The organism is Variovorax sp. PAMC26660 (genome assembly GCF_014302995.1).
Lineage (GTDB): Bacteria > Pseudomonadota > Gammaproteobacteria > Burkholderiales > Burkholderiaceae_C > Variovorax.
The window spans coordinates 3990515-4017335 of sequence record NZ_CP060295.1 but is presented as its reverse complement, the minus strand read 5'-3'; the positions used below and the strand labels follow the sequence as shown (position 1 = coordinate 4017335).

Below are 26821 nucleotides of genomic sequence, written 5' to 3'. Positions count from 1 at the left end.
CTTTCGCGGAGGGTGAGAGCTTATTCGAGCGGAGGCGTCGCGCTCAGGACTTCTTCGATGGTCGTCACGCCCTCGGCCACGCGCAGCGCGCCAGCCAAACGCAGCGGCCGCATGCCGTCGATCACCGCCTGGCGCCGCAACCCGGTCAGGTTGGGCTCCTTGGTGACCTGGTCCTTGAAGGGCTCGGTCACGCTCAGCAGTTCGTACAGGCCCATGCGGCCCATGTAGCCGGTCATGCGGCAGTCGACGCAACCCACTGGCTTGTAGGCGCGCACCGAGCCGGTGATCTGCCAGGGCTTGACGATGGCCTCGAGGCTTTCGCGCGTGACCGTGTCGTCAGGCTGCTTGCAATGCGGGCACAGCGTGCGCACCAGCCGCTGCGCGAGCACGCCCAGCATCACGGCCGTGATGAGGTACGACGGCACGCCCAGTTCCATCATCCGCGTGATGGCGCTGGGTGCGTCGTTGGTGTGCAGCGTGCTGAACACGAGGTGGCCGGTGAGCGCGGCCTGCACCGCCATCTCGGCGGTGGCCAGGTCGCGGATTTCGCCGACCATGATGATGTCCGGGTCCTGCCGCATCAGCGCGCGCAGGCCTTCGATGAAACCGAAGTCGAGCTGCGGCTGCACCTGCGTCTGGTTGAACGAGGGCTCGATCATTTCGATCGGGTCTTCGACCGTGCTCACGTTGACCTCTTCGGTCGCCACGCGCTTGAGCGTGGAGTACAGCGTGGTGGTCTTGCCCGATCCCGTAGGCCCGGTCACCAGGATGATGCCGTTGGGCCGCGTGACGAGCTGTTCCCAGCGGTGCGCGTCGTGCTGCGCGAAGCCCAGCGCGTCGAGGTCTTTCACGGCGGTGTCGGGGTCGAAGATCCGCATCACCATCTTCTCGCCGAAGGCGGTCGGCAAGGTGGACAGGCGCATTTCGACTTCGTCGCCGCGCATGTTGCGGGTCTTGATGCGGCCGTCGAGCGGACGGCGCTTTTCGACCACGTCCATGCGGCCCAGCAGCTTGATGCGCGCGACCATCGCGTTCATCACGCCCATGGGCATCTGGTAGGCCGGATGCAGGATGCCGTCGATGCGAAAGCGGATCACGCCCTGCTCGCGGCGCGGCTCCAGGTGAATGTCGCTGGCGCGCTGGTCGAAGGCGTACTGCCACAGCCAGTCGACCACCTGCACCACGCTCTGGTCGTTGGCGTCGAGCTGCTTGTTGCTCTTGCCCAGTTCCACCAGTTGCTCGAAGCTCGCGCCACCGGTGTTGCCGCCGGCCTTCTGCGCGGCGCGCACCGACTTCGCGAGCGCGAAGAACTCGGCCGTGTAGCGCTGGATGTCCGATGGGTTGGCCACCACGCGCCGCACCGTGCGCTTGGACTGGCGCTCGACCTCGGAGATCCAGTCGGTGAGGAATGGCTCGGCCGTGGCCACCACCACTTCGTTCGGCAGCACCTGCACCGGCAGCACCTTGTGGCGCTCGGCATAGGCGGCGCTCATGGTGTCGGCCACCTTGCCCACGTCGACCTTGAGCGGGTCGATGCGCAGGTAGGTCAGGCCGGCCCGGCCCGCCAGCCATTGCGTGAGCATTTCCAGGTCGAGCGGCTTGTTGTCGCTCTCGCGGGTCATGGCCACGTTGGCCAGGCGCACCAGCGGCGCCTGCCGGCTTTCGGCCTGCGCGCAGCGCGCGATGGTGCGCTTGGCCTCGACCGGAGAAATGACACCGTCGGTGGCCAGCCATTCGATCAGGCGGCGCAGGTCGAGCGGGCCTTCGTGGCGGGCGGCCAGGGGAACAGGGGCGGAAGCAGCAGGAACAGCGCTCATGAGCCGGAAGGTCGGGTGATGGAAAGATTCAAGGGCTTGAACACCCGCAACCACTTGGGCGCGGGAAGGCCCCAGCGAGTCTGGATCGTTTGGGCGCGCTCGGCAAGCGCCTCGCGCTTCGGGCGAGTGGGCGTGCGCTGCGCCAGCACCACCGTGTTGCCTTCGCGCGTCGGCTTGAAGGCCCAGACGGCATCGGCGCCGAAGGCGGTGGCGATCTTCTCGAGGCTGCGCTCGTAGCTCGACGAGCGGCCGAAGAGATTGACCGTCATGCAGCCGTCTTCCGTGAGCAGCGCGCGACAGTCGGCATAGAAGTCTTCGCTGTCGAGCACCGGTGCTGCGGCTTCATGGTCGTACAGGTCGACCTGGAGCGCATCGACCGTGCCGTGCCATTCGGGCTTGCGGATCTCCAGCGCCGCATCGGCGATGACCACGCGCAGCTTCGGATCGTCGGCCGGCAGCTTGAACCAGCCGCGGCAGGCGGCCACCACCTGCGGATTGAGTTCGACCGCGGTGGTGCGCATGCGCAGCGTCTTGCGGCTGAACTTGGTGAGCGTGGCCGCGCCCAGGCCGAGCTGCATCGCGTGGCGGCTGGCCACGGTCTTGCCGTCGACGAACAGCAGCCAGGCCATCATGCGCTGCACGTATTCGAGTTCGATCTCGAACGGCGCATCGAGCTTCATCGAGCCCTGGACCCATTCGGTGCCCAGGTGCAGGTAGCGGATGTCGCCCCAATCGGAAAAATTGACTTCGGGAAGGAGGACGGGTGTTTTGCTCGATGCCATCAGAGAAGGTGGTGGGCGACAAAGACCTCGCGCCAGGCCGCGAGCTTGCGCTCGAAACTCCACGACGCGTTGGCGGGACTGGTGGAAGGCAGCGAGTAGACCGGCACGCCCAGGGTGCGCGTGTGGCGCGCGTGCTTGGAGCTCTCGCCGCCGTTGTGCGCAATGGCGGCCAGCCGGGGCAGGTGAAGGCCGGCGATGTCGTTCGCCACCGGCGCGCGGATGGCCGAATCGAGACTGCCCTCGCGCTCGCAGGCGCCGTACACGTCCCACACGCCCAGGCCGCGATCGAGCAGCCAGCCGCAGCGCTTGCTGTAGCTGTCTACGCCCAACGGGAGAGGGTTTTCGGGCCAGACGGCTTGCAAGATCTTCCAGAACTGGTTTTTGGGGTGTGCATAGTACTGCTGCTGCGCGAGCGACTTGACCCCGGGGAGGCTGCCGAGGATCAGCACGACGGTGGCCGGCGAGACGATGGGCGCGAGCCCCGTGAGCAGCGGGCTCGCGGCGGCGGGTGCGGCGGATGGATTCATGGGCGGTATCTTGGCACCGCCAGCCGAGCGCCCATGAAAAAACCCGCCGCGGCGGGTTTTTCGTTCAGGCCGAAGCCTGTGGCGCCAATTTACTTCTTGGCGGCTTCGTTCTCGGCCGTGCCGGGGATCTTCTCGCCGATGGCCTTGCCGGTGCTGCGCATGCCGTCGGCCGTCTTGTGGCCGGCGTTTTCAACGGCTTCGCCGGTCTTGGTGGCAGCGTGCTTGGTGGCGGTGGTGGCCTTCTTGGTGGTGCGCTTGGTGGCGTTCCATGCCTTCTTGGTGCCGCGCTCGGTAGCGGCAACAGCCTTCTTGGTGGTGCGCTTGGTCGCGTCGACTGCGTCCTTGCCGGCTTCCTTCACCTTTTCGGTGGTGGTGGGCTCGGCGGCGGCGGGCGCTGCCGTGGCAGGGGCAGGTGCGGTGGTCTGTGCCACGGCCGACACGCCGATGGAGGCGAGCGCCAGAGCGAGGACAACGGGCACGGTGCGAATGAAAGACGTGGTCATGAAAAGGCTCCTGGATGTTGGATGAAGTTTTGGAGTGACGAGCTTGCCACTCGACTAGCAACGAACTTGTGAACCTCAAGGATGACAGCAAATTTGCAGCATCTGCACACACGGGCGCAGAACGGGGCGTTGACCTACGCGACCTGCGGCGGACGTTCCGACAAAGCCATGAGACTTTCGAGCTTCGGGAGCGTTTCGATCGCATTTCGCGTGGTGGCCCGGGCCAGTTCCTCGATGCCGATGCCCCGCAGGCCGGCCACCACTTCGGCGATGCGCGGCAACTCGCCGGGCTCGTTGCGGCCCTGCGGCTCGCCGGCAGCTCGCTGTTCTTGCGTGCGATAGAGCCAATGCGGCTGGATGTCGGGCGCATCGGTCTCCATCACGATCGATTCGAGCGGCAGCGTGCCGGCCAGCCGCCGCAACTGCAGCGCACGCTCGAAGGTCACGGCACCGCCAAAACCCAGCCTGAGCCCAAGCGCGATGCAGGCCTGGGCCTGCTGCTCGCTGCCGTTGAAGGCATGCGCGATGCCGCGCCACGGTTGCCCACCCGCCGTTTGCCGTAAATGCTTGAGCACCTTGTCGACCGAGCGCCGCACGTGGATGAGGATGGGTAACCCGTGCTTGCGTGCCAGTTGCAACTGAGTGTGAAAGAAACGCTCCTGCTTGTCGCCGTCTAGGCCTTCGACGAAATAGTCGAGCCCGATCTCGCCGACCGCCACCAGCCGGGGGTCGTCACGTCGCGCGGTCAGCTCGGCATCGAGCGCATCCAGGTCGGCGTCCTTCGCCTCGCCGGTGCACAGCGGGTGGATGCCCAGCGCGTAGGCGTCGCCCTGCGCGTGGGCCAGCTCGCGCACGGTGGCGAAGTTGAAGACGGCCACGGCCGGAATCACGCACATGGCCACGCCCCGCTCGGCGGCACGGGCGCGGATCACCGGCATCTCCGCACCGAATTCGGGCGCATCCAGGTGGCAGTGGGTATCGACAAATGCAGCCATCGCGCGATGATGCCCGAAGGGATGCGCACGCGCGGAAAGCGTGCTACCGTGAACTCCTTCACGCGATTTTTTTGCCGGAGGTTCTCCGATGCGCAGGCCAGCTTTCTACAGCCGTTCGCCCCGCACGCTGCCGCTGGCCGCAGAACAAGCGGCCGAACAGGCGGATGCCCCGGCGTCGCCTGACGCGGTAGGCCATGGCGCGCAAGCCGCACCTTCTTCAAGGGCGGGATGGCAACCGGCCCGCCGCAGCTTCGCACTGCTGATCGTGCTATGCGCCGCGCTGGTCACCGGCGCCGCCCTCTGGGCGCCGCGCCCCGGAAGCAAGGCTCTCACGCAAAAGGACATCGACGCGGCCGTGCTGCGCACGCTGCAAACCAACACCCTGCCCTCGCCCGCCGCCAAGGCGGCCGACATCATCCGGCCCTCGGTGGTGCGGGTGGTGAGCTATGGCACAGAGAAGAACACCCCCGAGGCCCGACTGCAAAAGCGCGGTCGCAATCTCGCCAAAGGCAAGGCGCCGGACGCCGACTCGCCGCCTGGCGAAGTCGAGCGCGGCGTGGGCACGGGCGTGGTGATCGTCGACAAGGGCGTGATCCTCACCAACCTGCACGTGGTCGCGGGCGCCGACAAGATCAAGGTCACCTTCTTCGACGGGCTGGAAGCCATTGCCACCGTCACCGGCGTGCAGCCCGAGAACGACCTCGCCGTGCTGCAGGCCCAGAAGGTGCCCGACGACCTGATCCCGGCCACCATGCGTTCCACCGCCGACCTGCGCCCCGGCGATCAGGTGGCGGCGGTGGGCTTTCCGTTCGGCATCGGGCCTTCGGTGTCGGCCGGCGTGGTGTCGGGCCTCAACCGCTCCTTTCGCTCGCCCGAAGGCAAGCAGGAGCTGGGCAACCTGATCCAGTTCGATGCCGCCGCCAACCCGGGCAATTCGGGCGGCCCGCTGATCAACATGGACGGCGAAGTGCTCGGCATCGTCACCGCCATCCTCAACCCGACGCAGCAGCGCACCTTCATCGGCATCGCCTTCGCGATACCCATCGAGAACGCCGCCTCCGCCGCTGGTTCGCCGCCGTTCTGATTTCAACGAAAGCCCTTCGCATGAGCACAGAGACCGCCTCCCCCACGCCCGCCGGCACCGCCGAACTGATGGAGCAGATCCTCTACGAGGTCAAGCGTGTGGTCGTGGGCCAGGACCGCTTTCTCGAACGCGTGATGGTCGCGATGCTCGCGGGCGGGCACCTGCTGGTCGAAGGCGTGCCCGGCCTTGCCAAGACGCTCACCATCAAGACCCTGGCCGACACCGTGCGCGGCCAGTTCAAGCGCATCCAGTTCACGCCCGACCTGGTGCCGGCCGACCTGGTGGGCACGCGCATCTACAACCAGAAGACCGGCGAGTTCAGCACCTCGCTGGGCCCGGTGTTCGCCAACCTGCTGCTGGCCGACGAAATCAACCGCGCGCCGGCCAAGGTGCAGAGCGCGTTGCTCGAAGTGATGCAGGAGCGGCAGGTCACCATTGCCGGCGAAACGCACAAGGTGCCGCGCCCCTTCCTCGTGATGGCCACGCAGAACCCGATCGAGACCGAAGGCACCTACCCGCTGCCCGAGGCGCAGGTCGACCGCTTCATGATGAAGGTGATGGTCGACTACCCGAGCGACGAGGAAGAGTTCGTGATCGTCCAGCGCGTGATCGGCCCGCCCGTGGAGGTCAGTGCGGTCGCCACCACCGACCAGCTTGCGGCGCTGCAGGCCGAGGCGCGGCGCGTGTATGTCGATCCTTCGCTGATCCAGTACGCCGTCAAGCTCGTCTCGGCCACGCGCACGCCCGAGAAGCACGGGCTGAAGGACCTGCGCCACTTCATCACCTTCGGCGCCAGTCCGCGCGCCAGCATCAGCCTGACCGAAGGCGCTCGCGCCCTGGCGCTGCTGCGCGGCCGCAGCTACGCGCTGCCCGAGGACATGATCGCGCTGGTGCCCGACGTGCTGCGCCATCGCGTGACGCTGTCGTACGAGGGTCTGTCCGAAGGCCTGACGCCCGACGGGCTGGTGGAAAAGATCATGCGTGCAGTCCCCGCTCCTGCAAAACCTCTCGAACATGAAAAGCTGGTGGCGTAAGGCCCCCGAGGCCGCGAACGACGAACGGCTCGCCGCACAAGCCGGAGGGGCGGAGCGCGCGTTGCGCCGGCTCGAATGGACCGTCATCCGCCGCCTCGACGGCCTGCTGCAGGGCGACTACCGCACGCTGATGCGCGGCGTCGGCCTCGATCTGGCCGACCTGCGCGAATACCAGCACCACGACGACGTGCGCCACATCGACTGGAACGTCACCGCACGGCTGCAGGTGCCGCACGTGCGCGTGTTCACCGAAGACCGCGAGATGGCCGCCTGGTTCGTGCTCGACCTGAGCCGTTCGGTCGACTTCGGCTCTGGCCTGAAGGCCAAGCGCGAAATCTCCGCCGGCTTCGTCGGCGTGCTGGCGCGCCTGCTCACGCGGCACGGCAACCGCGTCGGCGCGCTGGTCTACGGCAAGGACCTCGAAGCGGTGATTCCGCCGCGCAGCGGTCGCCGCCACGTGCTGCACCTGCTGCACGCGATGGAGCGCCGCGCCGACAAGGCCGAGGCCGCGCCCACGCAAAAAGGCATGACCCGCCTCGACGAACTGCTGAAATCGGCCGCCACGCTGATGCCGCGCCGCTCCACCGTGTTCGTGGTGTCCGACTTCCTCAGCGAGCCAGGCTGGGAACGCCCGCTGGGCCAGTTGGTGCAGCGCCATGAAGTGATCGCGGTGCGCCTGTTCGACCCGCTCGAACTGGAACTGCCCGACCTCGGCCTGGTGCCGCTGCGCGATGCCGAGACCGGCGAACAGCTCTGGGTCGACACCCACGATGCCGGCTTTCGCAAACGCTTCGCACGCCTGGCAGCCGAGCGCGAAACCGCCCTGCGCGCGGCGCTCGCCAAGGCCGGCGTCGATGCGCTCGAACTCTCGACCAACGACGATCTGGTGGAAGCCATCGTTCGTTTCGCCGATATGCGTAAGCGCCGCACGCGCATCGGCCTGGCTGGCCTGAAGGCGGTGGCAGCATGAACTTTCTCTGGCCTCAATTCCTCTGGCTGCTGGCTGCGTTGCCGCTGCTGATCCTGCTGTACCTGTGGCTGATCCGGCGCAAGAAGAAGCTGGCGGTGCGCTATGCCAGCCTGTCGATCGTGCGCGAAGCCATCGGCACCGGACAGAGCATCCGGCGCCACATCCCACCCCTGCTGTTCCTGCTGGCCATGGCCGCGATGCTGGTGGCCGCCGCGCGGCCGATGGCGGTGGTGGTGCTGCCGTCGAACCAGCAGACCATCATCCTGGCGATGGACGTGTCGGGCAGCATGCGCGCGGCCGATGTGCTGCCCAACCGGCTGGTGGCGGCGCAGGAAGCGGCCAAGAGCTTCATCAAGGACCTGCCGCGCAGCGTGAAGGTGGGCATCGTCGCTTTCGCGGGCAGCGCACAGGTGGCGCAGTTGCCCACCACCAACCACGACGACCTCGTGACGGCCATCGACAGCTTCCAGTTGCAGCGCGCCACGGCCACGGGCAACGCCATCGTGGTGTCGCTCGCCACGCTGTTCCCCGATGCCGGCATCGATGTCGAGCAGTTCAGCGCGCCAAGCCGCCAGCGCGGCGTGCCGCTCGACCAGACGGAGAAAAAGCTCAAGGAATTCACGCCCGTCGCGCCCGGCTCGTACACATCGGCCGCAATCATCATGCTGACCGACGGCCAGCGCACCACCGGCGTCGATCCGCTCGATGCCGCCAAGGCAGCGGCCGACCGTGGCGTGCGCATCTACACGGTGGGCGTGGGCACGGTCGATGGCGAAACCATCGGCTTCGAGGGTTGGTCGATGCGCGTGCGGCTGGACGAAGACACGCTCAAGGCCATCGCCCAGAAAACGCAGGCCGACTACTTCTACGCCGGCACCGCGAACGACCTGAAGAAGGTCTACGAAACGCTGAGCACCAGGCTCACCGTGGAGAAAAAGGAAACCGAAATCTCGGCGCTGTTCGCTCTCGGCGCGGCGGTGCTCACGCTGCTGTCGGCGGGGCTGTCGCTGCTCTGGTTCAACCGGATTCTTTAGGCCTCTTTCAAGCGCCCGTGGCGGACTTCGACGCCAGGCGCTCGAGCCCTGTCCGGACCTCCTCCAGCACTTCGTCCGACAGGGCCTTGTCATTCACGGCACGGGCAATCACCACGCCGCCCAGCATGGCGGCGAGCATCAGGATCGCGTCGGAGCGTGCCGCCTTCTTCGTGCGCCACGGAAAGTGTTTGGTGAAGCGCTCGATGGTGGCCTTGAGGTGCGCCGTCAGCGACGCGCTCAAACCCTGTTCGCGCCCCGTCTGCTCCGCAAATGCCGCCATCAGGCAGCCCTGGCCGCGGTCGTCGCGGTGGTCGGCACTCAGGTAGGCGCGCATGTAGGCCAGCAGGCCATCGGGCGTTTCGGCCACGCTGTCGATCTGGGCCAGCGCGGCGGCCGAGGCGTGGTCGATGCACTCGGCCATCAGCGCCTCCTTCGAGGCGAAGTGGTTGTAGAAGGGCCCGTGCGTGAGGCCGGTGGCTTTCATGATCTCGCTCACGCTGACGCCATCGAAGCCGCGCTCCTTGAACAGGCGCGAGGCTTCGTCCAGGATCTTCTGGTGCTTTTCGGCGGTTTCTGCTGGGGGGTATCGCATGTGACCTCTTCCTGTTCCGGGGTACTTCAAGACCTCGTTTGACGTTAAGCATGATACCCATCATGCTTCGCCACCTCAAACATGATAGTCATCATGCTTTGAATCAAACCACCTTTGAATGGATTCGAAATGAGCGAACAAGCAACCCTCGGTACCGCCGTCGTCACAGGCGCTTCGGCCGGTCTCGGCAAGATTTACGCGGACCGCCTGGCCCGTCGCGGCCACGACCTGCTGCTGGTCGCGCGACGCGGCGACCGGCTGGAAGAAGTGGCGAAGGCCCTGCGCGCCGAATACGGCGTGAAGGTGCAAACGCTGGTGGCCGACCTGGGCGCTGCCGACGACCTCGAACGCGTGGCCGCCGTCGTTGCCGCCGACCCCGCGATCACGCTGCTGGTCAACAACGCCGGCACCTCGACGCTGGCGCCCGTCGCGCAGACCACCACCGAACAGATGCAACAGATGCTCGACGTGAACATCCTCGCCCTCGCCCGCCTGAGCCATGCGGTGCTGCCGGCTTTCAAGGCGCGCAACCGCGGCACGCTGGTCAACATCGGTTCGGTGCTGGGCTTTCACACGCTGCCGATCAGCAGCATCTACAGCGGCACCAAGGCCTTCGTGGTGGCCTTCACGCGCGGGCTGCAGGACGAAGTGACGGGCACCGGCGTGAAGGTGCAACTGGTGTTGCCGGCCGCCACGGCCACCGACATCTGGGAGCTGTCGGGCGTGCCGATGTCGGCACTGGCCGAGGGCACCATCATGGCCGCCGAAGATTGCGTGGACGCCGCGCTGGCCGGGCTCGACCTGGGCGAAGCGATCACCCTGCCGTCGGTGAACGACGCCGCCCTGCTCGCCAACTTCACCGACGCGAGCGCCAAGCTGTTCACCGCCTCGCAGAACGGCAAGCCGGCGGCGCGCTATTCCGTGGCGGCCTTGGCTGCCTGAACGGCCTTGGCCGCGATCGCCGCGTAGTCCGGCGACTTGACCGCCCCGATGCCACCCAGGAACAGATCGGCCACGATCGGCGCAATCGCCGCGTGGTCGAGTGTTCCGCCGGGCTTCATCCAGGTGAACATCCAGTTGATCATGCCGAACAACAGCATGGTCAGCGGCTTGGCGAGGTCATCGCTCGGCGCGCCCGGCCTCAGCGCGGAGACCGCACGCGCAAAGCCCGCGACCACCTCGCGCTCCTTGTCGAGCACACGCTCGCGGTCGGCCTCTTCCAGGAAGCGCACGTCGTCGGTCAGCACGCGGTGCGCGTCCTGCGCGCCGGCGTATTCCTCGACGATGCGGTAGATGAAGCGGCGCAAGCGCTGTTCGTCGGTGTGGGTCGATGCCTCTTCCTCGGCCACCAGCGCGGCCAGCTTCGACACGTGCGTCTCGGCAATGCTGATCAGCAGGCTGCTCTTGTCCTTGTAGTAGTGATAGAGCGTGGCCTTCGAGAGATTGCAGGCCTCGGCCACCTGGTTCATGGACGTGGCGGGATAGCCCCGGCGCGCGAACAGCTGGGCCGCCTGCGCAAGGATCAGTTCACGCTGGTCGTCGTAGGTGGCGGATCTTCCACGCGGCATCGGGTCTGGTTCCTGGAGTGAGCGGTTGAGGGCAACGCGCGATCTTGCACGAAGCGGATCGGGCGCCAGCTAGCCGCGCCGCGTGGCAATGAGCGAACGCACGTCGGTCGCCGGCAAGCGCGGCCGGTCTTGTTCCACCTCGGCGAGCGGCGCCACTTCATGCAGGCTCGCGAGGCTGCGCACCGTCAGCGCCTGGTAGGTGTGGGTGCCTTCGAGCTTCCAGGCGATCTCGTCCTCGCTCAGCTCGCGCTTCACCTTCGCCGGAATGCCGGCCACCAGCGAGCGCGCCGGCACCTTCATGCCAGCCGGCACGAAGGCGCAGGCCGCAACGATGGCCTGTTCGCCGATCTCGGCCTCGTCCATCACCACCGCATTCATGCCCACCAGCGCATCCCGCCGCACGATGCAGCTGTGCAATATCGCGCCGTGGCCGATGTGGCCGTTGACCTCGATCACCGTGTCGTTGTCGGGAAAGCCGTGCACGCAGCAGTGGTCCTGCACGTTCGAGCCCTCCTGCAGCACGATGCGGCCGAAGTCGCCGCGCAGGCTGGCGCAGGGGCCCACATAGCAGTGGGGGCCGACGATCACGTCGCCGATCAGCACGGCCGTGGGGTGCACGTACGCGCTCGGGTGAACGACCGGGATCACGCCGTCGATGGAATAGCTGGGCATTCGGTCAGTCTCCTTTTCGTGGGGCTCAGGGTTTGCCCTGAATCAACCCGCTTGTGTCGGGATTGCGGTCGATCCTAAAATCAACCGAACGGTCGGTCAATAGTGTTTGCGAGCCGATCCGCCCCCCCACACAGGATGAGAGACACAAGCCATGAGTGATCCTTTGGTACTCACCAGCAACGCCGGCGCGGTACGCACACTGAGCCTCAACCGGCCCGCGGCGCTCAACAGCTTCACGACGGAACTGCATGCCGAGTTGATGGCGGCGCTGGAGTTGGCGGCGCAGGACGACAACGTGCGCTGCGTGGTGCTCACGGGTGCCGGCCGTGCCTTCTGCGCCGGGCAAGACTTGGCCGACCCGTCCGTCGCGCCCGACCCCACGCCCGGTGCAGCGCCCAAGGACCTGGGCCATGTCATCTCCACTTACTACGCCCCGTTGGTGGCCCGTCTGCGTTCGATGCCGGTGCCGGTGATCGCAGCCGTGAACGGCGTTGCCGCCGGAGCGGGCGCCAACCTCGCACTGTGTTGCGACCTTGTCGTGGCGGCGCGCTCGGCCAGTTTCATCCAGGCTTTCACTCGCATCGGCCTGGTGCCGGACACCGGTGGCACCTGGCTGCTGCCCCGCCTCGTAGGCTCTGCTCGCGCGCTCGGCATCGCGATGCTGGGCGACAAGCTGCCGGCCGAGGAAGCCGCTCGCATCGGCCTGATCTGGCAATGCGTGGACGACGCGGCGCTGGCCGAAACGGCCGCCGCACTCGCGTTGAAGCTGGCCGGCATGCCGACCCGCGCGCTCGTCGCCACGCGCCAGGCCATGGCTGCCGCGCAAGACATGGACCTGAGCACAGCACTCGCCGAAGAATCCCGCATTCAACGCGAGATGGGCAACGCCAACGACTACCGCGAAGGCGTCGAAGCTTTCCGCGCGAAGCGGGCGCCGGTGTTCACGGATCGCTAGGTATGACGGCTCGTTTTCTTGCTTGTCGTGATGTTGTCCGGTTTCGGCGCTGCTGTTCGGGGCGTAGCTCACGCCGACACGGTGCTCTTTTTCGCGAATGTCCCCCGCTTCGCTCCTCCTTTATTTCGCGAAAAAGAGCCCCGTATCGACGTGAGCGTTGGACAGAGCGGTGGTTGATCGGCGATCACCAGCAGCCTGCCCCTGTGCGAATGACGCCAGGTGCTCCCCGCAGCGAAATAAAGGAGGAGCGAAGCGGGGGACATTCGCGGAGGGGAGCACCTGCTGTCATTCGCACCCGCCCTGAATGAACCCGAACCCGCCCCAAACAGCAGCACCAAGAACACAAGCTGAGCACAGGTAACCCAGGATGACCGACACCCACCGCACACCGCAACAAACGGCCGAGTACGTCCGCGACGGCATGCTCGCGAATGACAACGCCACCAAGGGCCTCGGCATGCGCATCGTCGAGGTCGGCCCCGGCCAGGCCACCATCGAAATGCAGGTGCGCCCCGACATGCTCAACGGCCACGCCACCTGCCACGGCGGATTCATGGCCACGCTGGCCGATTCCACTTTCGCCTTCGCCTGCAACTCGTACAACGAGCTGACCGTGGCCTCGGGCTTCTCGATCGACTTCATCGCACCCGCGCGCGAAGGCGACCTGCTCACCGCACGCTGCTTCGAAGTGTCGAAGGCCGGCCGCACCGGCGTGTACGACACCGAAATCACCAACCAGCGCGGCGAGCGCATCGCGATGTTTCGCGGCCGCTCGTACACGGCCAAGGGCCGCCCCGCCGTCGCTGCCTGAGGAGACATCCACACCATGACAGCCAGACACCCAGCACCCGGCGAACTCGAAGCCATCGAAACCGCAAGCCGCGACGAGATCACCGCGCTGCAGCTCACCCGCCTGCGCGCTACGCTGCAACGCGCCTACGACAACGTGCCGCATTACCGCAAGGCCTTCGATGCCAAGGGCGTGCACCCGAACGACCTGAAGTCGCTCGCCGATCTGTCGAAGTTTCCGTTCACGGTGAAGACCGACCTGCGCGACAACTACCCCTTCGGCATGTTCGCGGTGCCGCGCACGCAGGTCGCGCGCATCCATGCATCGTCGGGCACCACCGGCAAGCCGACGGTGGTGGGTTACACCAAGAACGACATCGACACCTGGGCCGACCTCGTCGCGCGCTCGATCCGCGCAGCGGGCGGCCGTGCCGGCGACATGATCCATGTGGCCTACGGCTATGGCCTCTTCACCGGCGGCCTCGGCGCGCACTACGGTGCCGAGCGCGCGGGCTGCACCGTCATCCCCATGTCGGGCGGCCAGACCGAGAAGCAGGTGCAACTGATCCAGGACTTCAAGCCCGACATCATCATGGTCACGCCCAGCTACATGCAGGTGATCATCGAGCAGTTCGAGCGGCAAGGACTGAGCGCCAAAGACAGCTCACTCAAGATCGGCATCTTCGGCGCCGAGCCCTGGACCGAGGCGATGCGCCGCGACATCGAAGCCAAGGCTGGCATCGACGCGGTCGACATCTACGGCCTGTCGGAAGTGATGGGCCCCGGCGTTGCCAGCGAATGCGTCGAGAGCAAGGACGGCCCCGTGATCTGGGAAGACCACTTCTATCCCGAGATCATCGACCCCGAGACCGGCGAGCTGAAGGCCGACGGCGAAGAAGGCGAACTGGTCTTCACCTCGCTCAGCAAAGAGGCCATGCCGATCGTTCGCTATCGCACGCGCGACCTCACGCGCCTGCTGCCGCCCACCTCGCGCGCCTTCCGCCGCATGGGCAAGATCGTCGGGCGCAGCGACGACATGATGATCATCCGCGGCGTCAACGTCTTCCCCACGCAGGTGGAAGAAATCGTGCTCGCGCACGAGCGCCTCTCGGGCCTCTACCAGGTGCATGTGCGCCGCGACGGCCTGCTCGACGAGGTCGAAGTGCACTGCGAACTGCAGCCCCATTCGCGCGTCGACGAAGCCGAACGCAAAGCCATCGCCGGCTGGGTGCAGGACCGCGTGAAGACGCTGGTCGGCATCTCGACCACGGTGCGCGTGTTCGACCCCGATTCCATCGAACGCACGCAGACCGGCAAGGCCCGGCGCGTCGTCGACACCCGGCCGCGCTGAACGCGCACGCCGCTGTTTCAACTCTCTTTGCAAAGGACACGCACATGTACACCCAGGCAATGGACACCATGGGCAAGGACGCCGGCGACGACAAGAAGAAAAAAGCCGTGCGCTCCGCCGAGGAAATGCGGCTCGAAGAGCGCTTCGATGCGCACATCGACGCCGGCGATTTCATCGAGGCCAAAGACTGGATGCCCGAGCACTACCGCAAGACGCTGGTGCGACAGATCAGCCAGCATGCGCATTCCGAAATCGTCGGCATGCTGCCCGAGGGCAACTGGATCAGCCGCGCGCCCACGCTCAAGCGCAAGGCCATCCTGCTGGCCAAGGTGCAGGACGAAGGCGGCCACGGCCTCTACCTGTATGCCGCCGCCGAAACGCTGGGCACCTCGCGCGACCAGATGTTCGATGCGCTGCACAGCGGCAAAGCCAAGTACAGCTCGATCTTCAACTACCCGACGCTGACCTGGGCCGACATGGGCACCATCGGCTGGCTGGTCGATGGCGCGGCGATCATGAACCAGGTGCCGATCTGCCGCTGCTCGTATGCGCCGTATGCGCGCGCCATGATCCGCATTTGCCGCGAGGAGAGCTTTCACCAACGCCAGGGCTACGAAGCCCTCCTGACGATGATGACCCACGGCACCGACGCGCAGAAGGCGATGGTGCAGGACGCGGTCAACCGCTGGTGGTGGCCCTCGATCATGATGTTCGGCCCGCCGGATGACCAGTCGCCCAACAGCGCGCAGTCGATGCGCTGGGGCATCAAGCGCTTCAGCAACGACGAGCTGCGCCAGAAGTTCATCGACGCCGCCGTCGAGCAGGCGCGCATTCTCGGCGTGACCTTGCCCGACCCCGATCTGAAGTGGAACGAAGAGCGCCAGGCGCACGACTTCGGCGCCATCGACTGGAGCGAGTTCTGGCGCGTGGTGGGCGGTGACGGCCCCTGCAACCGCGAGCGTCTGCAAGCCCGTGTGGACGCATGGGAAGACGGCGAGTGGGTGCGCGAAGCAGCCATGGCCCACGCCAACAAACAACCGATGAAGGAGGCCGCATGAGCGCCGATACGACAACCAAACAAGAGTGGCCCCTGTGGGAAGTGTTCGTTCGCAGCAAGGCGGGCCTGGACCACAAGCATTGCGGCAGTCTGCACGCAGCCGATTCGAAGATGGCGATCCAGATGGCGCGCGACGTGTACACGCGCCGCCAGGAAGGCAGCAGCATCTGGGTTGTTCGCTCCGAGCAGATCGTTGCCAGCGATCCTGCCGACAAGGACATGTTCTTTGATCCGGCGGAGGACAAGGTCTACCGGCATCCGACTTTCTATGCGTTGCCCAAGTCTGTGGACCACATGTAGTTCATGAAACGTCTTGCTGTTTCCGTTCGGTTTTTGGGTGGCGCGCTTCGTTCGGAGCGCTGCTGTTCAGGGCGACACTCACGCCGACACGGTGCTCTTTTTCGCGAATGTCCCCCGCTTCGCTCCTCCTTTATTTCGCGAAAAAGAGCCCCGTATCGACGTGAGCGTTGGACAGAGCAGTCGTTGATCAGCGGTACACCAGCAGCGTGTCCAGGTGCGAATGACGCCGGGTGCTCCCCGCAGCGAAATAAAGGAGGAGCGAAGCGGGGGACATTCGCACAGGGGAGCACCCGGTGTCATTCGCACCCGCCCCGAATGAACCCGCCCCCACACCCGAAGCACAACGCAAGCCGGAACCACTGAAATGCAAGCATCCATTGAATTGAACCGCACGCCCGCCGTGCAATACCTGCTGCGCATCGGCGACACGTGCCTCGTGCTCGCACAGCGCCTGGGTGAATGGTGCGGCCATGCACCCGTGCTGGAAGAAGACATCGCAATGGCCAACATCGCGCTCGACCTCGTCGGCCAGGCGCGCGGCCTGCTCATGCACGCCGGTCACGTCGAAGGCCGCGAACACGACGAAGACCAGCTCGCCTACCTGCGCGACGAACGCGACTACTTCAACCTCACGCTGGTCGAACTGCCACGCGGCGACTTCGCTTTCGCCGTGCTGCGCAACACCATGGTTGCCACACTGCTCAAGCTGCTGTGGCAACGCCTCGCCGCATCGAGCGACGCCGAAGTGGCCGCCATTGCCGGCAAGGCCGTGAAGGAAGCGCGCTACCACCAGCAGCATTCGGCCGACTGGGTCGTGCGCCTGGGCGACGGCACTGACGAATCGCGCCGCCGCACCGAAAAAGCGCTCAAGCAGTTGTGGCTCTACGTTCCCGAACTGTTCGAGAGCGACGCGGTCGATGCCGAAGCCAGCGCCAGCGGCCTCGGCCCCGCGTGGAGCGAACTGCGCGAACCCTGGCTCGCCGAGATGCAGCAAGTGCTCGATGAAGCCGGCCTCGCGATGCCTGCGGAAGCCGCTTTCCGCAGCACCGGCAAGCAGGGCGTGCACAGCGAGCACATGGGCTACATCCTCACCGAGATGCAGCATCTGCAGCGCAGCTTCCCCGGAGGCGTGTGGTGATGAACGCACTGGCGTCGCGCGTCGATGCGGCATGGGCCGTGCTGCACACCGTGCTCGACCCCGAGGTGCCGGCCGTGTCGGTCTGCGACCTGGGCATCGTGCGCGACGTGATCGAACACGACGACGGGCTGGAGATCGTACTCACGCCGACCTACTCCGGCTGCCCCGCGACCGAAGCCATCGAGCACGACGTGCTGGCCGCCATCGAACAAGCCGGCCTCGGCCGCGCACGCGCCACGCTGCGCCGCGCGCCCGCCTGGAGCAGCGACTGGATCAGCGAGGAAGGCCGCGCCAAGCTCAAGGCCTACGGCATCGCGCCGCCGGCCCACCTCACGCCCGAAGTTGCGGCCAACACCGCAATGCCGATCAAGCTCTTCGGCCGCATCGCCGGCGAACGCATTGCCTGCCCTCGCTGTGCGAGCGAGCGCACCGAACGCCTTTCCGCCTTCGGCTCCACGGCCTGCAAGGCGCTGTACCGCTGCATGGCCTGCCGCGAACCCTTCGAACACTTCAAGCCAATCTAGGTAGCAAGCGATGAGCACCCTCTTCCACCCCCTGCGCGTGAAGGCCATCGAGCCCGACACGGCCGAGGCCGTCATCGTCTCGTTCGAGGTTCCCACCGACCTGCAGGAAGTCTTCGGCTTCACGCAGGGCCAGTACCTCACCTTGCGCCACGACATCGACGGCCAGGACCTGCGCCGCTCCTATTCGATCTGCGCCGGCCTCGACGACGGCGAGCTGCGCGTCGGCGTGCGCAAGGTGCGCGACGGCGTGTTCTCCAACTGGATCAACGCGAGCCTGAAACCCGGCGACACCCTGCAGGTGATGGCGCCGCAAGGCCGTTTCTTCGTGCCGATCGAGCCGGCCTCCGCGCGGCACCACGTCGGCATTGCGGGTGGCAGCGGCATCACGCCGATTCTGTCGATCATGAAAACGGTGTTGGCGCGCGAGCCTGCGAGCCGCTTCACGCTGATCTACGGCAACAGGCAGCTGCAGTCCACGATGTTCAAGGAAGAAATCGAGGACCTGAAGAACCGCTACATGACGCGGCTGGTGCTGCAGCATGTGTTCTCCGACGAGCACACCGATTCGCCGCTGGGCTACGGCGTGATGAACCGCGACAAGATCGGCGAGTTCTTGAAGAGCGTGGTGCCGGCTGCCCGCATCGACCATGTGTACGTCTGCGGCCCGTTCCAGATGAACGACGAGGCCGAAGCTGCGCTGCTGGCCGCCGGCGTGCCCGAGGAACGCATCCACATCGAACGCTTCGGCGTCGCGCTGCCCTCGGCCACCCAGGTCGGCGCCGTGGTGCACGAAGCCAAGCCGGGCGACGCCAAGCAGGCGCGCATCACCATCGTGCGCGACGGCCTGCAGCGCGAGATCACCTTCACCGAAGGCCAGCCGAGCATCCTTGATGCGGCGTCGGCGGCCGGCCTAGAAGTGCCTTTCTCTTGCACCTCCGGCGTGTGCGGTACCTGCCGCGCCAAGCTCGTGGACGGGGAAGTCCGAATGGAACGGAACTTCGCGCTCGATAAAAATGAGGTTGCCGCGGGTTTCATATTGACCTGCCAGGCTCACCCTCTGACCGAACGCGTCACGCTCTCCTTCGACGAGCGTTGATCGAAGATACTTCAGGCCTCAACAATTTTTCAACCCGGAGACAAGTCCAAATGAAATTCTTCAAGCCCTTGCTGATTGCCGCGCTGTGCGCCACCGCCGCCGCGGCCTGGGCCGACGTCAATGTCGGCGTGACGGTCTCGGCCACCGGCCCGGCCGCCTCGCTGGGCATTCCCGAGAAGAACACCATCTCGCTGATGCCCAAGACCATCGCGGGCCAGAAGATCAACTACATCGTGCTGGACGACGCGTCGGACACCACAGCCGCCGTGGCCAACACGCGCAAGCTCATCGCCGAGAACAAGGTCGACATCGTGCTGGGCTCGACCACCACGCCCAACTCGCTCGCCATGATCGACGTGGTCAGCGAAGCCAAGACGCCGATGATTTCCATCGCCGCTTCGGCCCGCATCATCGAGCCGATGGACGCCAAGAAGAAGTGGGTGTTCAAGACGCCGCAGAACGACATCATGATGTCGCTCGCCATCGCCGAGCACATGGCCGCCAACGGCGTGAAGACGGTCGCCTTCATCGGCTTCTCCGACGCGTACGGCGAAGGCTGGTCGGAAGAATTCGCGAAAGCCGCCGCGCTGAAGAAGATCACCGTGGTCGCCAACGAGCGCTACTCGCGCACCGACACCTCGGTGACCGGCCAGGTGCTCAAGATGATGTCGAGCAAGGCCGACGCCGTGCTGGTCGCAGGCTCGGGCACGCCGGCCGCGCTGCCGCAAAAGACGCTCAAGGAACGTGGCTACACCGGCAAGATGTACCAGACGCACGGCGTGGCCAACGCCGACTTCCTGCGCGTCGGCGGCAAGGACGTCGAAGGCACCTTCCTGCCTGCAGGCCCGGTGCTCGTGGCCGAACAACTGCCCGCCAGCAACCCCGTGAAGAAGTCTGCACTGGCTTACGTCGCGGCCTATGAAGCGGCCTACGGCAAGGGCACCGTGTCGACCTTCGGCGCGCACGCCTGGGACGCCGGCCTGCTGATGACCTCGGCCGTGCCGGTCGCGCTGAAGAAGGCACAGCCAGGCACACCGGAATTCCGCGCCGCGCTGCGCGATGCGCTGGAACAGATCAAGGAAGTGGCCGGTGCGCACGGCGTGTTCAACACGACCGCCACGGACCACCTGGGCCTGGACCAACGCGCCCGCGTGATGGTGAAGATCGAAAACAACGCCTGGAAATACCAGCCCTGATCGCGTCTGCCTTGCTCCCTCCCCTTCCGGGGGAGGGCTGGGGTGGGGGCAAGCGGCACTTGATGAAGCACTGCGCCGAACGAGCCACGCCCCCATCCCGACCTTCCCCCAGAGGGGGAAGGAGCAACACAGTGCAGCGCGGCTGAAGACGCTGCCGCAGACACCGATTCGATACACGGGCCGAGCCCAAAGGTTTTTTATGGATTCGCAGATCGCCCTGCTCCTGGGGCAGGACGGCATCGTCAACGGTGCCGTCTACGGTTTGATGGCGCTCGCGCTGGTGCTGGTGTTTTCAGTCACGCGCGTCATCTTCATTCCCCAGGGCGAGTTCGTCGCCTTCGGGGCGCTCTCGATGGCGATGCTGCAGGCTGGCCGCGTGCCGGCCACGCTGTGGCTGCTGCTGGCACTGGCGGTGATGGTGCTGATCGTCGAGGTCTGGCGCTGGAAGCGCGGCGCGGTGGTCGACTGGGCTTCCGCGCTCGCATGGTGCGTGGTGCTGCCGCTGGCCGCCGCCGCGCTGGTGCTGCTGCTCAAGCCCACCTCGATGGCGGGGCAGACGCTCACCACGCTGATCCTCATCATGCCGCTCGGGCCGTTGCTCTACCGCCTGGCCTACCGGCCGCTGGCGGATGCCAACGTGCTGATGCTGCTGATCGTCTCGGTCGCGCTGCATGGCGTGCTGGTCGGGCTGGGCCTGTTGTTCTTCGGTGCCGAAGGTTCGCGCACCACGGCGTTCTCCGAAGCGCGCTTCGACATCGGCGGCATTCCGGTCAGCGGACAGTCGCTGGTGGTCGTCGGCGTCACGCTGCTGCTGGTGATTGCCATGTTCCTGTTCTTCGGCCGCTCGATGATCGGCAAGGCGTTGCGCGCCACCGCCATCAACCGTGTGGGCGCACGGCTGTCGGGCATTCCGACCGAGCTGTCGGGTGACCTGAGCTTCGCGCTCGCCGCGCTCATCGGCGCGGTGTCGGGCCTGCTGATCGCGCCGATCACCACCGTGTACTACGACACGGGCTTTCTCATTGGCTTGAAGGGCTTCGTGGCCGCCATCGTCGGCGGGCTCGCGAGCTATCCGCTGGCGCTGCTCGGCGCGTTGCTGGTCGGCCAGCTCGAAGCCTTCGCCTCTTTCTGGGCCAGCCCCTTCAAGGAAGTGCTGGTCTTCACCCTGATCATTCCGGTGCTGTGGTGGCGTTCGCTGCGCAGCCATCACGTGGAGGACGAGGAATGAACCCGTCTTCGAACAACGTCGCTGCCGTCGACAACGCGTCCCCCGCGGGCAAGCCGCTGGTCACGCCGCGCCAGCTCACGCTGGTCTTCGTGGTCCTGCTGGCACTGGCCTGGGGCTTCCTGCCCGAGTTCACGGTCTCGGTGCTCAGCAACATCGGCCTCTATGCACTGGTCGCGGCCGGGCTGGTAATGCTGACCGGCGTGGGCGGCATGACCTCCTTCGGCCAGGCCGCGTTCGTCGGCATGGGCGCCTATGCCACCGCGTGGATCTGCACTTCGCCCACCGCCGCCGCGTGGCTGGGCGGCGCGGTGAGCCCGGCGCTGCTGCCGTGGGCCGGCCTGCTGCTGGGCCTGGTCTTCACCTTCGCGCTCGCGTGGGCGCTGGGCGCGGTCACGCTCAAGCTGCAGGGCCACTACCTGCCGCTGTGCACCATCGCCTGGGGCCTGAGCCTGTACTACCTGTTCGGCAACATGGAGTTCCTGGGTGGGCAGACCGGCATCACCGGCGTACCGCCGCTCGTTGTGGCGGGCGTGTCGCTCGCCACGCCGCGCGCGCTGGGCGTGGTGATCTGGGCCGTGCTGCTGCTCGCGCTGTGGGCGCTGCACAACCTGCTCGATTCGCGCGAAGGCCGTGCCATCCGCGCGCTCAAGGGCGGACGGCTCATGGCCGAGTCGATGGGCGTGGACACGGCGCGCCATCGCATCAAGCTCTTCGTGCTGGCCGCGCTGCTCGCCGCAGTGTCGGGCTGGCTCTATGCGCATCTGCAGCGCTTCGTGAATCCGACGCCGTTCAACCTGAACATCGGCATCGAGCTGCTGTTCATGGCGGTGGTCGGCGGTGCGGGCCACCTGTGGGGCGCGGTGCTCGGCGCTTCGCTCATCACGCTGCTGAAAGAGAAACTGCAAGACGTGCTGCCCGCATTGCTCGGCACCAGCGGCAACTTCGAAGTGATCGTGTTCGGCCTGTTGATGCTGTTCGTGCTGCAGCGCTTTGCGGATGGCCTGTGGCCCACGCTGGCGCGGCTGACGAGCCGCTGGGTGCGCAACGACACGAAGTCCGTTGCAACCACCACGACATCGAAGGTCGCCCCCGCACAACTCGCACAGCGCACGCTGCCAGCCAGCGGCGAACTGCTGCTGCAGGCCGACAACGTCAGCAAGCGCTTCGGCGGCCTCGTTGCCAACAACGAAATCTCGATGACGCTGAAGGCCGGCGAGATCCATGCGCTGATCGGCCCGAACGGAGCCGGCAAGAGCACCTTCTTCAACATGATCTCGGGCGTGGACGATCCCAGCTCCGGCGAAGTGCGGCTCTCGGGCCAGTCGATGGCCACCAGGCCGTCGCGCGCTTTTGCCGCACTGGGCCTGGGCCGTACCTTCCAGCACGTGCGCCTGCTCGGGCAGCGCAGCGTGGTCGAGAACGTCGCGCTCGGTGCCCATCTGCGCGCCAAGCGTGGCTGGCTCTCGGCGATGCTGCGGCTCGACCGCGCGGAAGAAGCCGCGCTGATGGCCGAAGCCCGCCGCCAGATCGACCGCTGCGGCCTCGGCGCGCATGCCGACACGCCGGCCGCTTCGCTCTCGCTCGGCCAGCAACGCGTGGTCGAGATCGCGCGCGCCCTGGCCGGCCAGCCGTCGGTGCTGCTGCTCGACGAACCCGCCGCCGGCCTGCGCCATCTGGAAAAGCGCGCCCTCTCCGTGCTGCTGAGCCAGTTGCGCGCCGAAGGCCTGGGCATCCTCGTGGTGGAACACGACATGGAATTCGTGATGAACCTTGCCGACCGCATCACCGTGCTGGAGTTCGGCACCGTCATCGCCACCGGCACGCCGGCCGAAGTGCAGGCCAACCCGCGCGTGCTCGAAGCCTATCTGGGCGGCGCCGACGACGAACTGCTGGAAGACGCCCAATGAGCACGCCCATCCTTCAACTGGACGGTTTTTGCGTCGCCTACCGCAGCGTCGAGGCGGTGCACAGCGTGCATCTGCATGTGAACGAAGGCGAGATCGTCACCGTGATCGGCCCCAACGGCGCCGGCAAAACCACGCTGCTGTGCGCGGCGATGGGCCTGCTGCCGTCCACCGGCAGCCTCTCGCTGCACGGCGAGCGCATCGCCCGCCCCGGCGTCGAGACCATGGTGGCGCGCGGCGTCGCGCTGGTGCCCGAGCGTCGCGAGCTATTCGGCGAAATGTCCGTCGAAGACAACCTGCTGCTCGGCGGCTTCTACCAGTGGCGCAAGGGCAAGCGCGACCAGCGTGCGCGCATGGAAGAAGTGTTTGAAATTTTCCCGCGCCTGCGCGAGCGCAAGCCGCAGATGGCCTCCACGCTTTCGGGCGGCGAACGCCAGATGCTGGCCATCGGCCGCGCGCTGATGGCGCGTCCCCGCCTGTTGATGCTCGACGAGCCCTCGCTCGGCCTGGCCCCGCTGGTGGTGCGCGAAGTGCTGCGCGTGGTGGCGCAACTGCGCAGCCATGGCGTCTCGGTGCTACTGGTGGAACAGAACGCACGCGCCGCGCTGCAGGTGGCCGACCGCGCCTATGTGCTGGAGATGGGCGACGTGGCGCTGGAAGGCAACGCGCGCGAGCTGCTGCATGACCAACGAATCATCGATACCTACCTGGGCATAGGCAACAAGCACTGACCCCGCCTTGCTCCCTCCCCTTCCGGGGGAGGGTTGGGGTGGGGGCAAGCGGCACTTGATGAAGCACTGCGCCTAACGAGCCATGCCCCCATCCCAATCTTCCCCCAGAGGGGGAAGGAGCAATGCAAAGACATCCCGCGCCACTGACGAAAGGACATCCTCATGACCACCCTTCAAAGCTACATCGCCGGCCGCTGGATCGGCAAGGAAAGCGCGCAGCAACTGCGCAGCGCCATCAACGGCACGGCAGTGGCCAGCACGCATGCCGAAGCCATCGACTTCGCCGAAGCGCTGAACCACGCGCGCCGCGTCGGCCTTCCCGCGCTGATGGCGCTGGACTTCCAGCAGCGCTCCGAACGGCTGAAGGCGCTGGCCAAGTTCCTGGCTGCGAACAAGGAAACGCTCTACGCGATCTCGGCCCACACCGGCGCCACGCGCGCCGACAGCTGGATCGACATCGAAGGCGGCGCCGGCACGCTAAGCGCCTACGCCGGCATCGGCACCAACGAGCTGCCTTCGGGCAACCTCGTGCATGAAGGGCCGGCCTTCCCGCTCGGCAAGAAGGGCGGCTTCGCGGGCACGCACATCCTGGTGCCGCGCGGCGGCGTGGCGGTGCACATCAACGCGTTCAACTTCCCGGTGTGGGGCCTGCTCGAGAAGTTCGCGCCCAGCTTTCTGGCGGGCATGCCGTGCATCGGCAAGCCGGCCACGGCCACCAGCTACCTCACCGAAGCGCTGGTGCGGCTCATCGTGCAGTCGGGCATCCTGCCCGAAGGCAGCCTGCAACTGGTGATCGGCGGCACGGGCGACCTGCTCGACCGGCTCGAAGGGCCTGACGTGGTCACCTTCACCGGCTCGGCCGATACCGCGGCCAAGCTGCGCGTGAACGCGAACCTGGTGCGCCAGTCGATCCCGTTCAACGCCGAGGCAGATTCGCTGAACTGCGCGATCCTCGCGCCCGACGTGACGCCCGACGACGAGGAGTTCGATCTCTTCGTGAAAGAGGTGGCGCGCGAGATGACCATCAAGGCCGGCCAGAAATGCACGGCCATCCGCCGCGCGATCGTGCCGCGCCAGCACCTCGATGCCGTGGCCGAGCGCCTGCGCGCGCGGCTTGCGAAGACGGTCATCGGCGATCCGTCGCGCGAAGAGGTGCGCATGGGCGCCCTGGCCTCGCATGCGCAGCAGGTCGATGTGGCCGAGCGCGTCGCGACGCTGCTGCAAGGTGCCGAACTGGTCTATGGCGAGCGCGATGGCTTCTCGCCGGTCGGCGACGGCGTGGCCGGTGGCGCCTTCTTCGCGCCCACGCTGCTGCTGAGCCGCAAGCCGCTCGAGCACGACGCCGCACACGACGTCGAAGCCTTCGGCCCCGTCAGCACGCTGATGCCTTATGACGGCATCGACGAAGCATTGGCGCTGGCCGCACGCGGTCGTGGCAGCCTCGTGGGCACGCTGGTCACGCGTGACCCGGCCATCGCGGCCAAGGCCATTCCGGTCGCTGCCGCATGGCATGGCCGCCTGCTGGTGCTCGACCGCGAAGCCGCCGTCGAATCGACCGGCCACGGCTCGCCGCTGCCGCAGCTCAAGCACGGCGGCCCCGGCCGCGCGGGCGGTGGTGAAGAACTCGGCGGCCTGCGCGCCGTGAAGCACTACCTGCAACGCGCCGCAGTGCAGGGCTCTCCCACCATGCTGGCCGCGATCACCCGCGAACATGTGCGCGGCGCGGCCGTGCGCGAAAGCGAAGTGCATCCCTTCCGCCGCTACTTCGAAGAACTGCAGATCGGCGACTCGCTGCTCACGCACCGCCGCACCGTCGGCGAGGCCGACATCGTGGCCTTCGGTGGCATCTCGGGCGACTACTTCTACATGCATTTCGACGAGGTGGCCGCCAAAGAGTCGCCCTTCGGCAAGCGCATCGCGCACGGCTACTTCGTGCTGTCGGCGGCCGCCGGCCTGTTCGTGTCGCCGGCACCGGGCCCGGTGCTGGCCAACTACGGGCTGGACACGCTGCGCTTCGTCAAGCCGGTGGGCATCGGCGACACCATCCGCGCGCGCCTGACCTGCAAGCGCAAGATCGACCGCAACAAGAAGGACGCGAGCGGCCAGGGCCAGGGCGTGGTGGCATGGGATGTGGAGGTGACGAACCAGCACGGTGAACTGGTCGCCAGCTACGATATCCTGACCCTCGTCTCCAAGAAACCCGAAGCCACCTGATGTTCGATCTCACCGGCAAAACAGCACTCGTCACCGGCGGCAATGGCGGCATCGGCCTGGGCATGGCCCAGGGGCTGGCCAGGGCCGGCGCCCGCGTCATCGTCGCCGCGCGCAACGCGCAGAAATCGGCCACCGCGGTCGAGGCATTGAAGGCACTGGGCAGCGACAGCTTTGCGCTCCAAGCCGACGTGAGCGACGAAGCCTCGGTGCAGAAGTTGTTCGACGAAGCCATTGCGCGTTGCGGACGGCTCGACATCCTCGTCAACAACGCCGGCATCACGGTGCGCAAGCCCGTCGACCAGCTCTCGCTGGACGAATGGAACCAGGTGCTGGGCACCAACCTCACGAGCGCCTTTCTCTGCAGCCGCGCCGCGCATCCGCACCTGAAGGCAGCGGGCGGCGGCAAGATCATCAACATCGGCTCGATGATGTCGATCTTCGGCGCGCCCTACGCCCCGGCCTATGCCGCGAGCAAGGCGGGCATCGTGCAGCTCACCAAGTCGACGGCGCTGTCTTGGGCGGTGGACAACATCCAGGTCAACGCGATCCTGCCGGGCTGGTTCGAGACCGAACTCACCGACGGCGCGCGCAGCCAGATTCCGGGCCTGTACGACCGCGTGGTGGCACGCGCCGCCGCCGGCCGCTGGGGCCAGCCGGCCGACATTGCCGGCACCGCCGTGTTTCTTGCGAGCCCCGCGTCGGACTACGTGACGGGCACCGCCATTCCGGTCGACGGCGGGTTTTCGATATCCGGTTGACG

The 26821-nt window shown here is 66.7% G+C and carries 27 protein-coding genes; 19 read left to right on the top strand and 8 right to left on the bottom strand.

The window, feature by feature from the left end; genetic code table 11:
* Positions 1-20 precede the first annotated feature (20 nt).
* From H7F35_RS18965 to H7F35_RS18945, 5 genes are all read right to left on the bottom strand, one after another.
* Positions 21-1817 (bottom strand): GspE/PulE family protein, encoded by a 1797-nt coding sequence (locus H7F35_RS18965; protein ID WP_187108149.1) that lies wholly within the window; start codon positions 1815-1817, stop codon positions 21-23.
* Positions 1814-2599, bottom strand: a complete 786-nt coding sequence (locus H7F35_RS18960; protein ID WP_187108148.1) for a spermidine synthase — start codon at positions 2597-2599, stop codon at positions 1814-1816. Before H7F35_RS18960 ends, H7F35_RS18965 begins: the two co-directional genes overlap by 4 nt.
* A complete protein-coding gene (locus H7F35_RS18955) occupies positions 2599-3126 on the bottom strand; it encodes a DNA-deoxyinosine glycosylase (RefSeq protein WP_187108147.1) in 528 nt (175 codons plus the stop codon). Before H7F35_RS18955 ends, H7F35_RS18960 begins: the two co-directional genes overlap by 1 nt.
* Positions 3127-3215: 89 nt before the next feature.
* Positions 3216-3629, bottom strand: coding sequence for a hypothetical protein (locus H7F35_RS18950; protein ID WP_187108146.1), 414 nt, complete (start codon positions 3627-3629; stop codon positions 3216-3218).
* Positions 3630-3763: 134 nt separating this feature from the next.
* On the bottom strand, positions 3764-4624 hold the full coding sequence (locus H7F35_RS18945; protein ID WP_187108145.1) for a TatD family hydrolase: 861 nt from the start codon (positions 4622-4624) through the stop codon (positions 3764-3766).
* Between the two features lie 88 nt (positions 4625-4712).
* Between H7F35_RS18945 and H7F35_RS18940 the strand changes: the two genes are divergently transcribed.
* The 4 genes from H7F35_RS18940 to H7F35_RS18925 are packed head-to-tail and all read left to right on the top strand — an operon-like array spanning position 4713 to position 8746.
* The gene (locus H7F35_RS18940; protein WP_187108144.1) at positions 4713-5708 is read left to right on the top strand and encodes a S1C family serine protease; all 996 of its coding nucleotides are present in this window, start codon (positions 4713-4715) and stop codon (positions 5706-5708) included.
* A gap of 20 nt (positions 5709-5728) precedes the next feature.
* The gene (locus H7F35_RS18935; RefSeq protein ID WP_187108143.1) at positions 5729-6742 is read left to right on the top strand and encodes an AAA family ATPase; all 1014 of its coding nucleotides are present in this window, start codon (positions 5729-5731) and stop codon (positions 6740-6742) included.
* Positions 6723-7712, top strand: a complete 990-nt coding sequence (locus tag H7F35_RS18930; RefSeq protein WP_187108142.1) for a DUF58 domain-containing protein — start codon at positions 6723-6725, stop codon at positions 7710-7712. The genes H7F35_RS18935 and H7F35_RS18930 overlap by 20 nt, the downstream gene beginning before the upstream one ends.
* On the top strand, positions 7709-8746 hold the full coding sequence (locus H7F35_RS18925; protein ID WP_187108141.1) for a VWA domain-containing protein: 1038 nt from the start codon (positions 7709-7711) through the stop codon (positions 8744-8746). Before H7F35_RS18930 ends, H7F35_RS18925 begins: the two co-directional genes overlap by 4 nt.
* Positions 8747-8753: 7 nt before the next feature.
* On the opposite strand, the gene H7F35_RS18920 is transcribed toward H7F35_RS18925, so the two are convergent.
* Positions 8754-9338 carry a TetR/AcrR family transcriptional regulator gene (locus H7F35_RS18920; RefSeq protein ID WP_187108140.1) on the bottom strand — a complete coding sequence of 195 codons (585 nt, stop codon included), beginning with the start codon at positions 9336-9338 and terminating at the stop codon, positions 8754-8756.
* A 129-nt stretch (positions 9339-9467) separates the two neighbouring features.
* Here H7F35_RS18920 and H7F35_RS18915 point away from each other — a divergent pair, with 129 nt between their 5' ends.
* On the top strand, positions 9468-10280 hold the full coding sequence (locus tag H7F35_RS18915) for an SDR family NAD(P)-dependent oxidoreductase (RefSeq protein WP_187108139.1): 813 nt from the start codon (positions 9468-9470) through the stop codon (positions 10278-10280).
* Here the strand turns inward: H7F35_RS18915 and H7F35_RS18910 are convergent.
* Both H7F35_RS18910 and paaY read right to left on the bottom strand, forming a co-directional pair.
* Positions 10253-10906, bottom strand: coding sequence for a TetR/AcrR family transcriptional regulator (locus H7F35_RS18910; RefSeq protein WP_187108138.1), 654 nt, complete (start codon positions 10904-10906; stop codon positions 10253-10255). The two genes, H7F35_RS18915 and H7F35_RS18910, sit on opposite strands and share 28 nt — an antisense overlap.
* A gap of 69 nt (positions 10907-10975) precedes the next feature.
* On the bottom strand, positions 10976-11578 hold the full coding sequence (paaY, locus tag H7F35_RS18905; protein WP_187108137.1) for a phenylacetic acid degradation protein PaaY: 603 nt from the start codon (positions 11576-11578) through the stop codon (positions 10976-10978).
* 151 nt (positions 11579-11729) lie between these two features.
* On the opposite strand from paaY, the gene H7F35_RS18900 reads away from it, so the two are divergent.
* The 14 genes from H7F35_RS18900 (at position 11730) to H7F35_RS18835 (ending at position 26819) form a co-directional block, all read left to right on the top strand.
* Complete coding sequence (locus H7F35_RS18900) at positions 11730-12533, top strand: enoyl-CoA hydratase-related protein (protein WP_187108136.1); 804 nt, start codon at positions 11730-11732, stop codon at positions 12531-12533.
* A gap of 367 nt (positions 12534-12900) precedes the next feature.
* Complete coding sequence (gene paaI / locus H7F35_RS18895) at positions 12901-13344, top strand: hydroxyphenylacetyl-CoA thioesterase PaaI (protein ID WP_187108135.1); 444 nt, start codon at positions 12901-12903, stop codon at positions 13342-13344.
* Between the two features lie 15 nt (positions 13345-13359).
* Positions 13360-14673: a phenylacetate--CoA ligase PaaK gene (paaK, locus tag H7F35_RS18890; protein ID WP_187108134.1), complete on the top strand. Its 1314-nt coding sequence runs from the start codon at positions 13360-13362 to the stop codon at positions 14671-14673.
* A 44-nt stretch (positions 14674-14717) separates the two neighbouring features.
* Positions 14718-15731: a 1,2-phenylacetyl-CoA epoxidase subunit PaaA gene (gene paaA / locus H7F35_RS18885; protein ID WP_187108133.1), complete on the top strand. Its 1014-nt coding sequence runs from the start codon at positions 14718-14720 to the stop codon at positions 15729-15731.
* On the top strand, positions 15728-16030 hold the full coding sequence (gene paaB / locus H7F35_RS18880; RefSeq protein ID WP_187108132.1) for a 1,2-phenylacetyl-CoA epoxidase subunit PaaB: 303 nt from the start codon (positions 15728-15730) through the stop codon (positions 16028-16030). Before paaA ends, paaB begins: the two co-directional genes overlap by 4 nt.
* Before the next feature lie 364 nt (positions 16031-16394).
* Positions 16395-17168: a 1,2-phenylacetyl-CoA epoxidase subunit PaaC gene (gene paaC / locus H7F35_RS18875; protein ID WP_187108131.1), complete on the top strand. Its 774-nt coding sequence runs from the start codon at positions 16395-16397 to the stop codon at positions 17166-17168.
* Positions 17168-17692, top strand: a complete 525-nt coding sequence (gene paaD / locus H7F35_RS18870; protein ID WP_187108130.1) for a 1,2-phenylacetyl-CoA epoxidase subunit PaaD — start codon at positions 17168-17170, stop codon at positions 17690-17692. The genes paaC and paaD overlap by 1 nt, the downstream gene beginning before the upstream one ends.
* Before the next feature lie 10 nt (positions 17693-17702).
* Positions 17703-18788, top strand: coding sequence for a 1,2-phenylacetyl-CoA epoxidase subunit PaaE (paaE, locus tag H7F35_RS18865; protein ID WP_187108129.1), 1086 nt, complete (start codon positions 17703-17705; stop codon positions 18786-18788).
* 50 nt (positions 18789-18838) lie between these two features.
* Complete coding sequence (locus H7F35_RS18860) at positions 18839-19984, top strand: ABC transporter substrate-binding protein (protein ID WP_187108128.1); 1146 nt, start codon at positions 18839-18841, stop codon at positions 19982-19984.
* 199 nt (positions 19985-20183) lie between these two features.
* Complete coding sequence (locus tag H7F35_RS18855; RefSeq protein ID WP_187108127.1) at positions 20184-21212, top strand: branched-chain amino acid ABC transporter permease; 1029 nt, start codon at positions 20184-20186, stop codon at positions 21210-21212.
* The gene (locus H7F35_RS18850) at positions 21209-23119 is read left to right on the top strand and encodes an ABC transporter permease subunit (protein WP_187108126.1); all 1911 of its coding nucleotides are present in this window, start codon (positions 21209-21211) and stop codon (positions 23117-23119) included. Before H7F35_RS18855 ends, H7F35_RS18850 begins: the two co-directional genes overlap by 4 nt.
* Positions 23116-23847: an ABC transporter ATP-binding protein gene (locus H7F35_RS18845; RefSeq protein WP_187108125.1), complete on the top strand. Its 732-nt coding sequence runs from the start codon at positions 23116-23118 to the stop codon at positions 23845-23847. The genes H7F35_RS18850 and H7F35_RS18845 overlap by 4 nt, the downstream gene beginning before the upstream one ends.
* A 162-nt stretch (positions 23848-24009) precedes the next feature.
* Entirely contained in the window at positions 24010-26061 is a 2052-nt protein-coding gene (gene paaZ, locus H7F35_RS18840; RefSeq protein WP_187108124.1) for a phenylacetic acid degradation bifunctional protein PaaZ, read from the top strand.
* Positions 26061-26819 (top strand): SDR family NAD(P)-dependent oxidoreductase, encoded by a 759-nt coding sequence (locus tag H7F35_RS18835; RefSeq protein ID WP_187108123.1) that lies wholly within the window; start codon positions 26061-26063, stop codon positions 26817-26819. Before paaZ ends, H7F35_RS18835 begins: the two co-directional genes overlap by 1 nt.
* The last annotated feature ends 2 nt before the right edge of the window (positions 26820-26821 follow it).

What these genes read in the sequence shown, in the direction of transcription:
- H7F35_RS18965 (WP_187108149.1), bottom strand. Translation starts at nt 1,817, where the DNA reads ATGAGCGCTGTTCCTGCTGCTTCCGCCCCTGTTCCCCTGGCCGCCCGC.
- H7F35_RS18960 (WP_187108148.1), bottom strand. Translation starts at nt 2,599, where the DNA reads ATGGCATCGAGCAAAACACCCGTCCTCCTTCCCGAAGTCAATTTTTCC.
- H7F35_RS18955 (WP_187108147.1), bottom strand. Translation starts at nt 3,126, where the DNA reads ATGAATCCATCCGCCGCACCCGCCGCCGCGAGCCCGCTGCTCACGGGG.
- H7F35_RS18950 (WP_187108146.1), bottom strand. Translation starts at nt 3,629, where the DNA reads ATGACCACGTCTTTCATTCGCACCGTGCCCGTTGTCCTCGCTCTGGCG.
- H7F35_RS18945 (WP_187108145.1), bottom strand. Translation starts at nt 4,624, where the DNA reads ATGGCTGCATTTGTCGATACCCACTGCCACCTGGATGCGCCCGAATTC.
- H7F35_RS18940 (WP_187108144.1), top strand. Translation starts at nt 4,713, where the DNA reads ATGCGCAGGCCAGCTTTCTACAGCCGTTCGCCCCGCACGCTGCCGCTG.
- H7F35_RS18935 (WP_187108143.1), top strand. Translation starts at nt 5,729, where the DNA reads ATGAGCACAGAGACCGCCTCCCCCACGCCCGCCGGCACCGCCGAACTG.
- H7F35_RS18930 (WP_187108142.1), top strand. Translation starts at nt 6,723, where the DNA reads ATGAAAAGCTGGTGGCGTAAGGCCCCCGAGGCCGCGAACGACGAACGG.
- H7F35_RS18925 (WP_187108141.1), top strand. Translation starts at nt 7,709, where the DNA reads ATGAACTTTCTCTGGCCTCAATTCCTCTGGCTGCTGGCTGCGTTGCCG.
- H7F35_RS18920 (WP_187108140.1), bottom strand. Translation starts at nt 9,338, where the DNA reads ATGCGATACCCCCCAGCAGAAACCGCCGAAAAGCACCAGAAGATCCTG.
- H7F35_RS18915 (WP_187108139.1), top strand. Translation starts at nt 9,468, where the DNA reads ATGAGCGAACAAGCAACCCTCGGTACCGCCGTCGTCACAGGCGCTTCG.
- H7F35_RS18910 (WP_187108138.1), bottom strand. Translation starts at nt 10,906, where the DNA reads ATGCCGCGTGGAAGATCCGCCACCTACGACGACCAGCGTGAACTGATC.
- paaY (WP_187108137.1), bottom strand. Translation starts at nt 11,578, where the DNA reads ATGCCCAGCTATTCCATCGACGGCGTGATCCCGGTCGTTCACCCGAGC.
- H7F35_RS18900 (WP_187108136.1), top strand. Translation starts at nt 11,730, where the DNA reads ATGAGTGATCCTTTGGTACTCACCAGCAACGCCGGCGCGGTACGCACA.
- paaI (WP_187108135.1), top strand. Translation starts at nt 12,901, where the DNA reads ATGACCGACACCCACCGCACACCGCAACAAACGGCCGAGTACGTCCGC.
- paaK (WP_187108134.1), top strand. Translation starts at nt 13,360, where the DNA reads ATGACAGCCAGACACCCAGCACCCGGCGAACTCGAAGCCATCGAAACC.
- paaA (WP_187108133.1), top strand. Translation starts at nt 14,718, where the DNA reads ATGTACACCCAGGCAATGGACACCATGGGCAAGGACGCCGGCGACGAC.
- paaB (WP_187108132.1), top strand. Translation starts at nt 15,728, where the DNA reads ATGAGCGCCGATACGACAACCAAACAAGAGTGGCCCCTGTGGGAAGTG.
- paaC (WP_187108131.1), top strand. Translation starts at nt 16,395, where the DNA reads ATGCAAGCATCCATTGAATTGAACCGCACGCCCGCCGTGCAATACCTG.
- paaD (WP_187108130.1), top strand. Translation starts at nt 17,168, where the DNA reads ATGAACGCACTGGCGTCGCGCGTCGATGCGGCATGGGCCGTGCTGCAC.
- paaE (WP_187108129.1), top strand. Translation starts at nt 17,703, where the DNA reads ATGAGCACCCTCTTCCACCCCCTGCGCGTGAAGGCCATCGAGCCCGAC.
- H7F35_RS18860 (WP_187108128.1), top strand. Translation starts at nt 18,839, where the DNA reads ATGAAATTCTTCAAGCCCTTGCTGATTGCCGCGCTGTGCGCCACCGCC.
- H7F35_RS18855 (WP_187108127.1), top strand. Translation starts at nt 20,184, where the DNA reads ATGGATTCGCAGATCGCCCTGCTCCTGGGGCAGGACGGCATCGTCAAC.
- H7F35_RS18850 (WP_187108126.1), top strand. Translation starts at nt 21,209, where the DNA reads ATGAACCCGTCTTCGAACAACGTCGCTGCCGTCGACAACGCGTCCCCC.
- H7F35_RS18845 (WP_187108125.1), top strand. Translation starts at nt 23,116, where the DNA reads ATGAGCACGCCCATCCTTCAACTGGACGGTTTTTGCGTCGCCTACCGC.
- paaZ (WP_187108124.1), top strand. Translation starts at nt 24,010, where the DNA reads ATGACCACCCTTCAAAGCTACATCGCCGGCCGCTGGATCGGCAAGGAA.
- H7F35_RS18835 (WP_187108123.1), top strand. Translation starts at nt 26,061, where the DNA reads ATGTTCGATCTCACCGGCAAAACAGCACTCGTCACCGGCGGCAATGGC.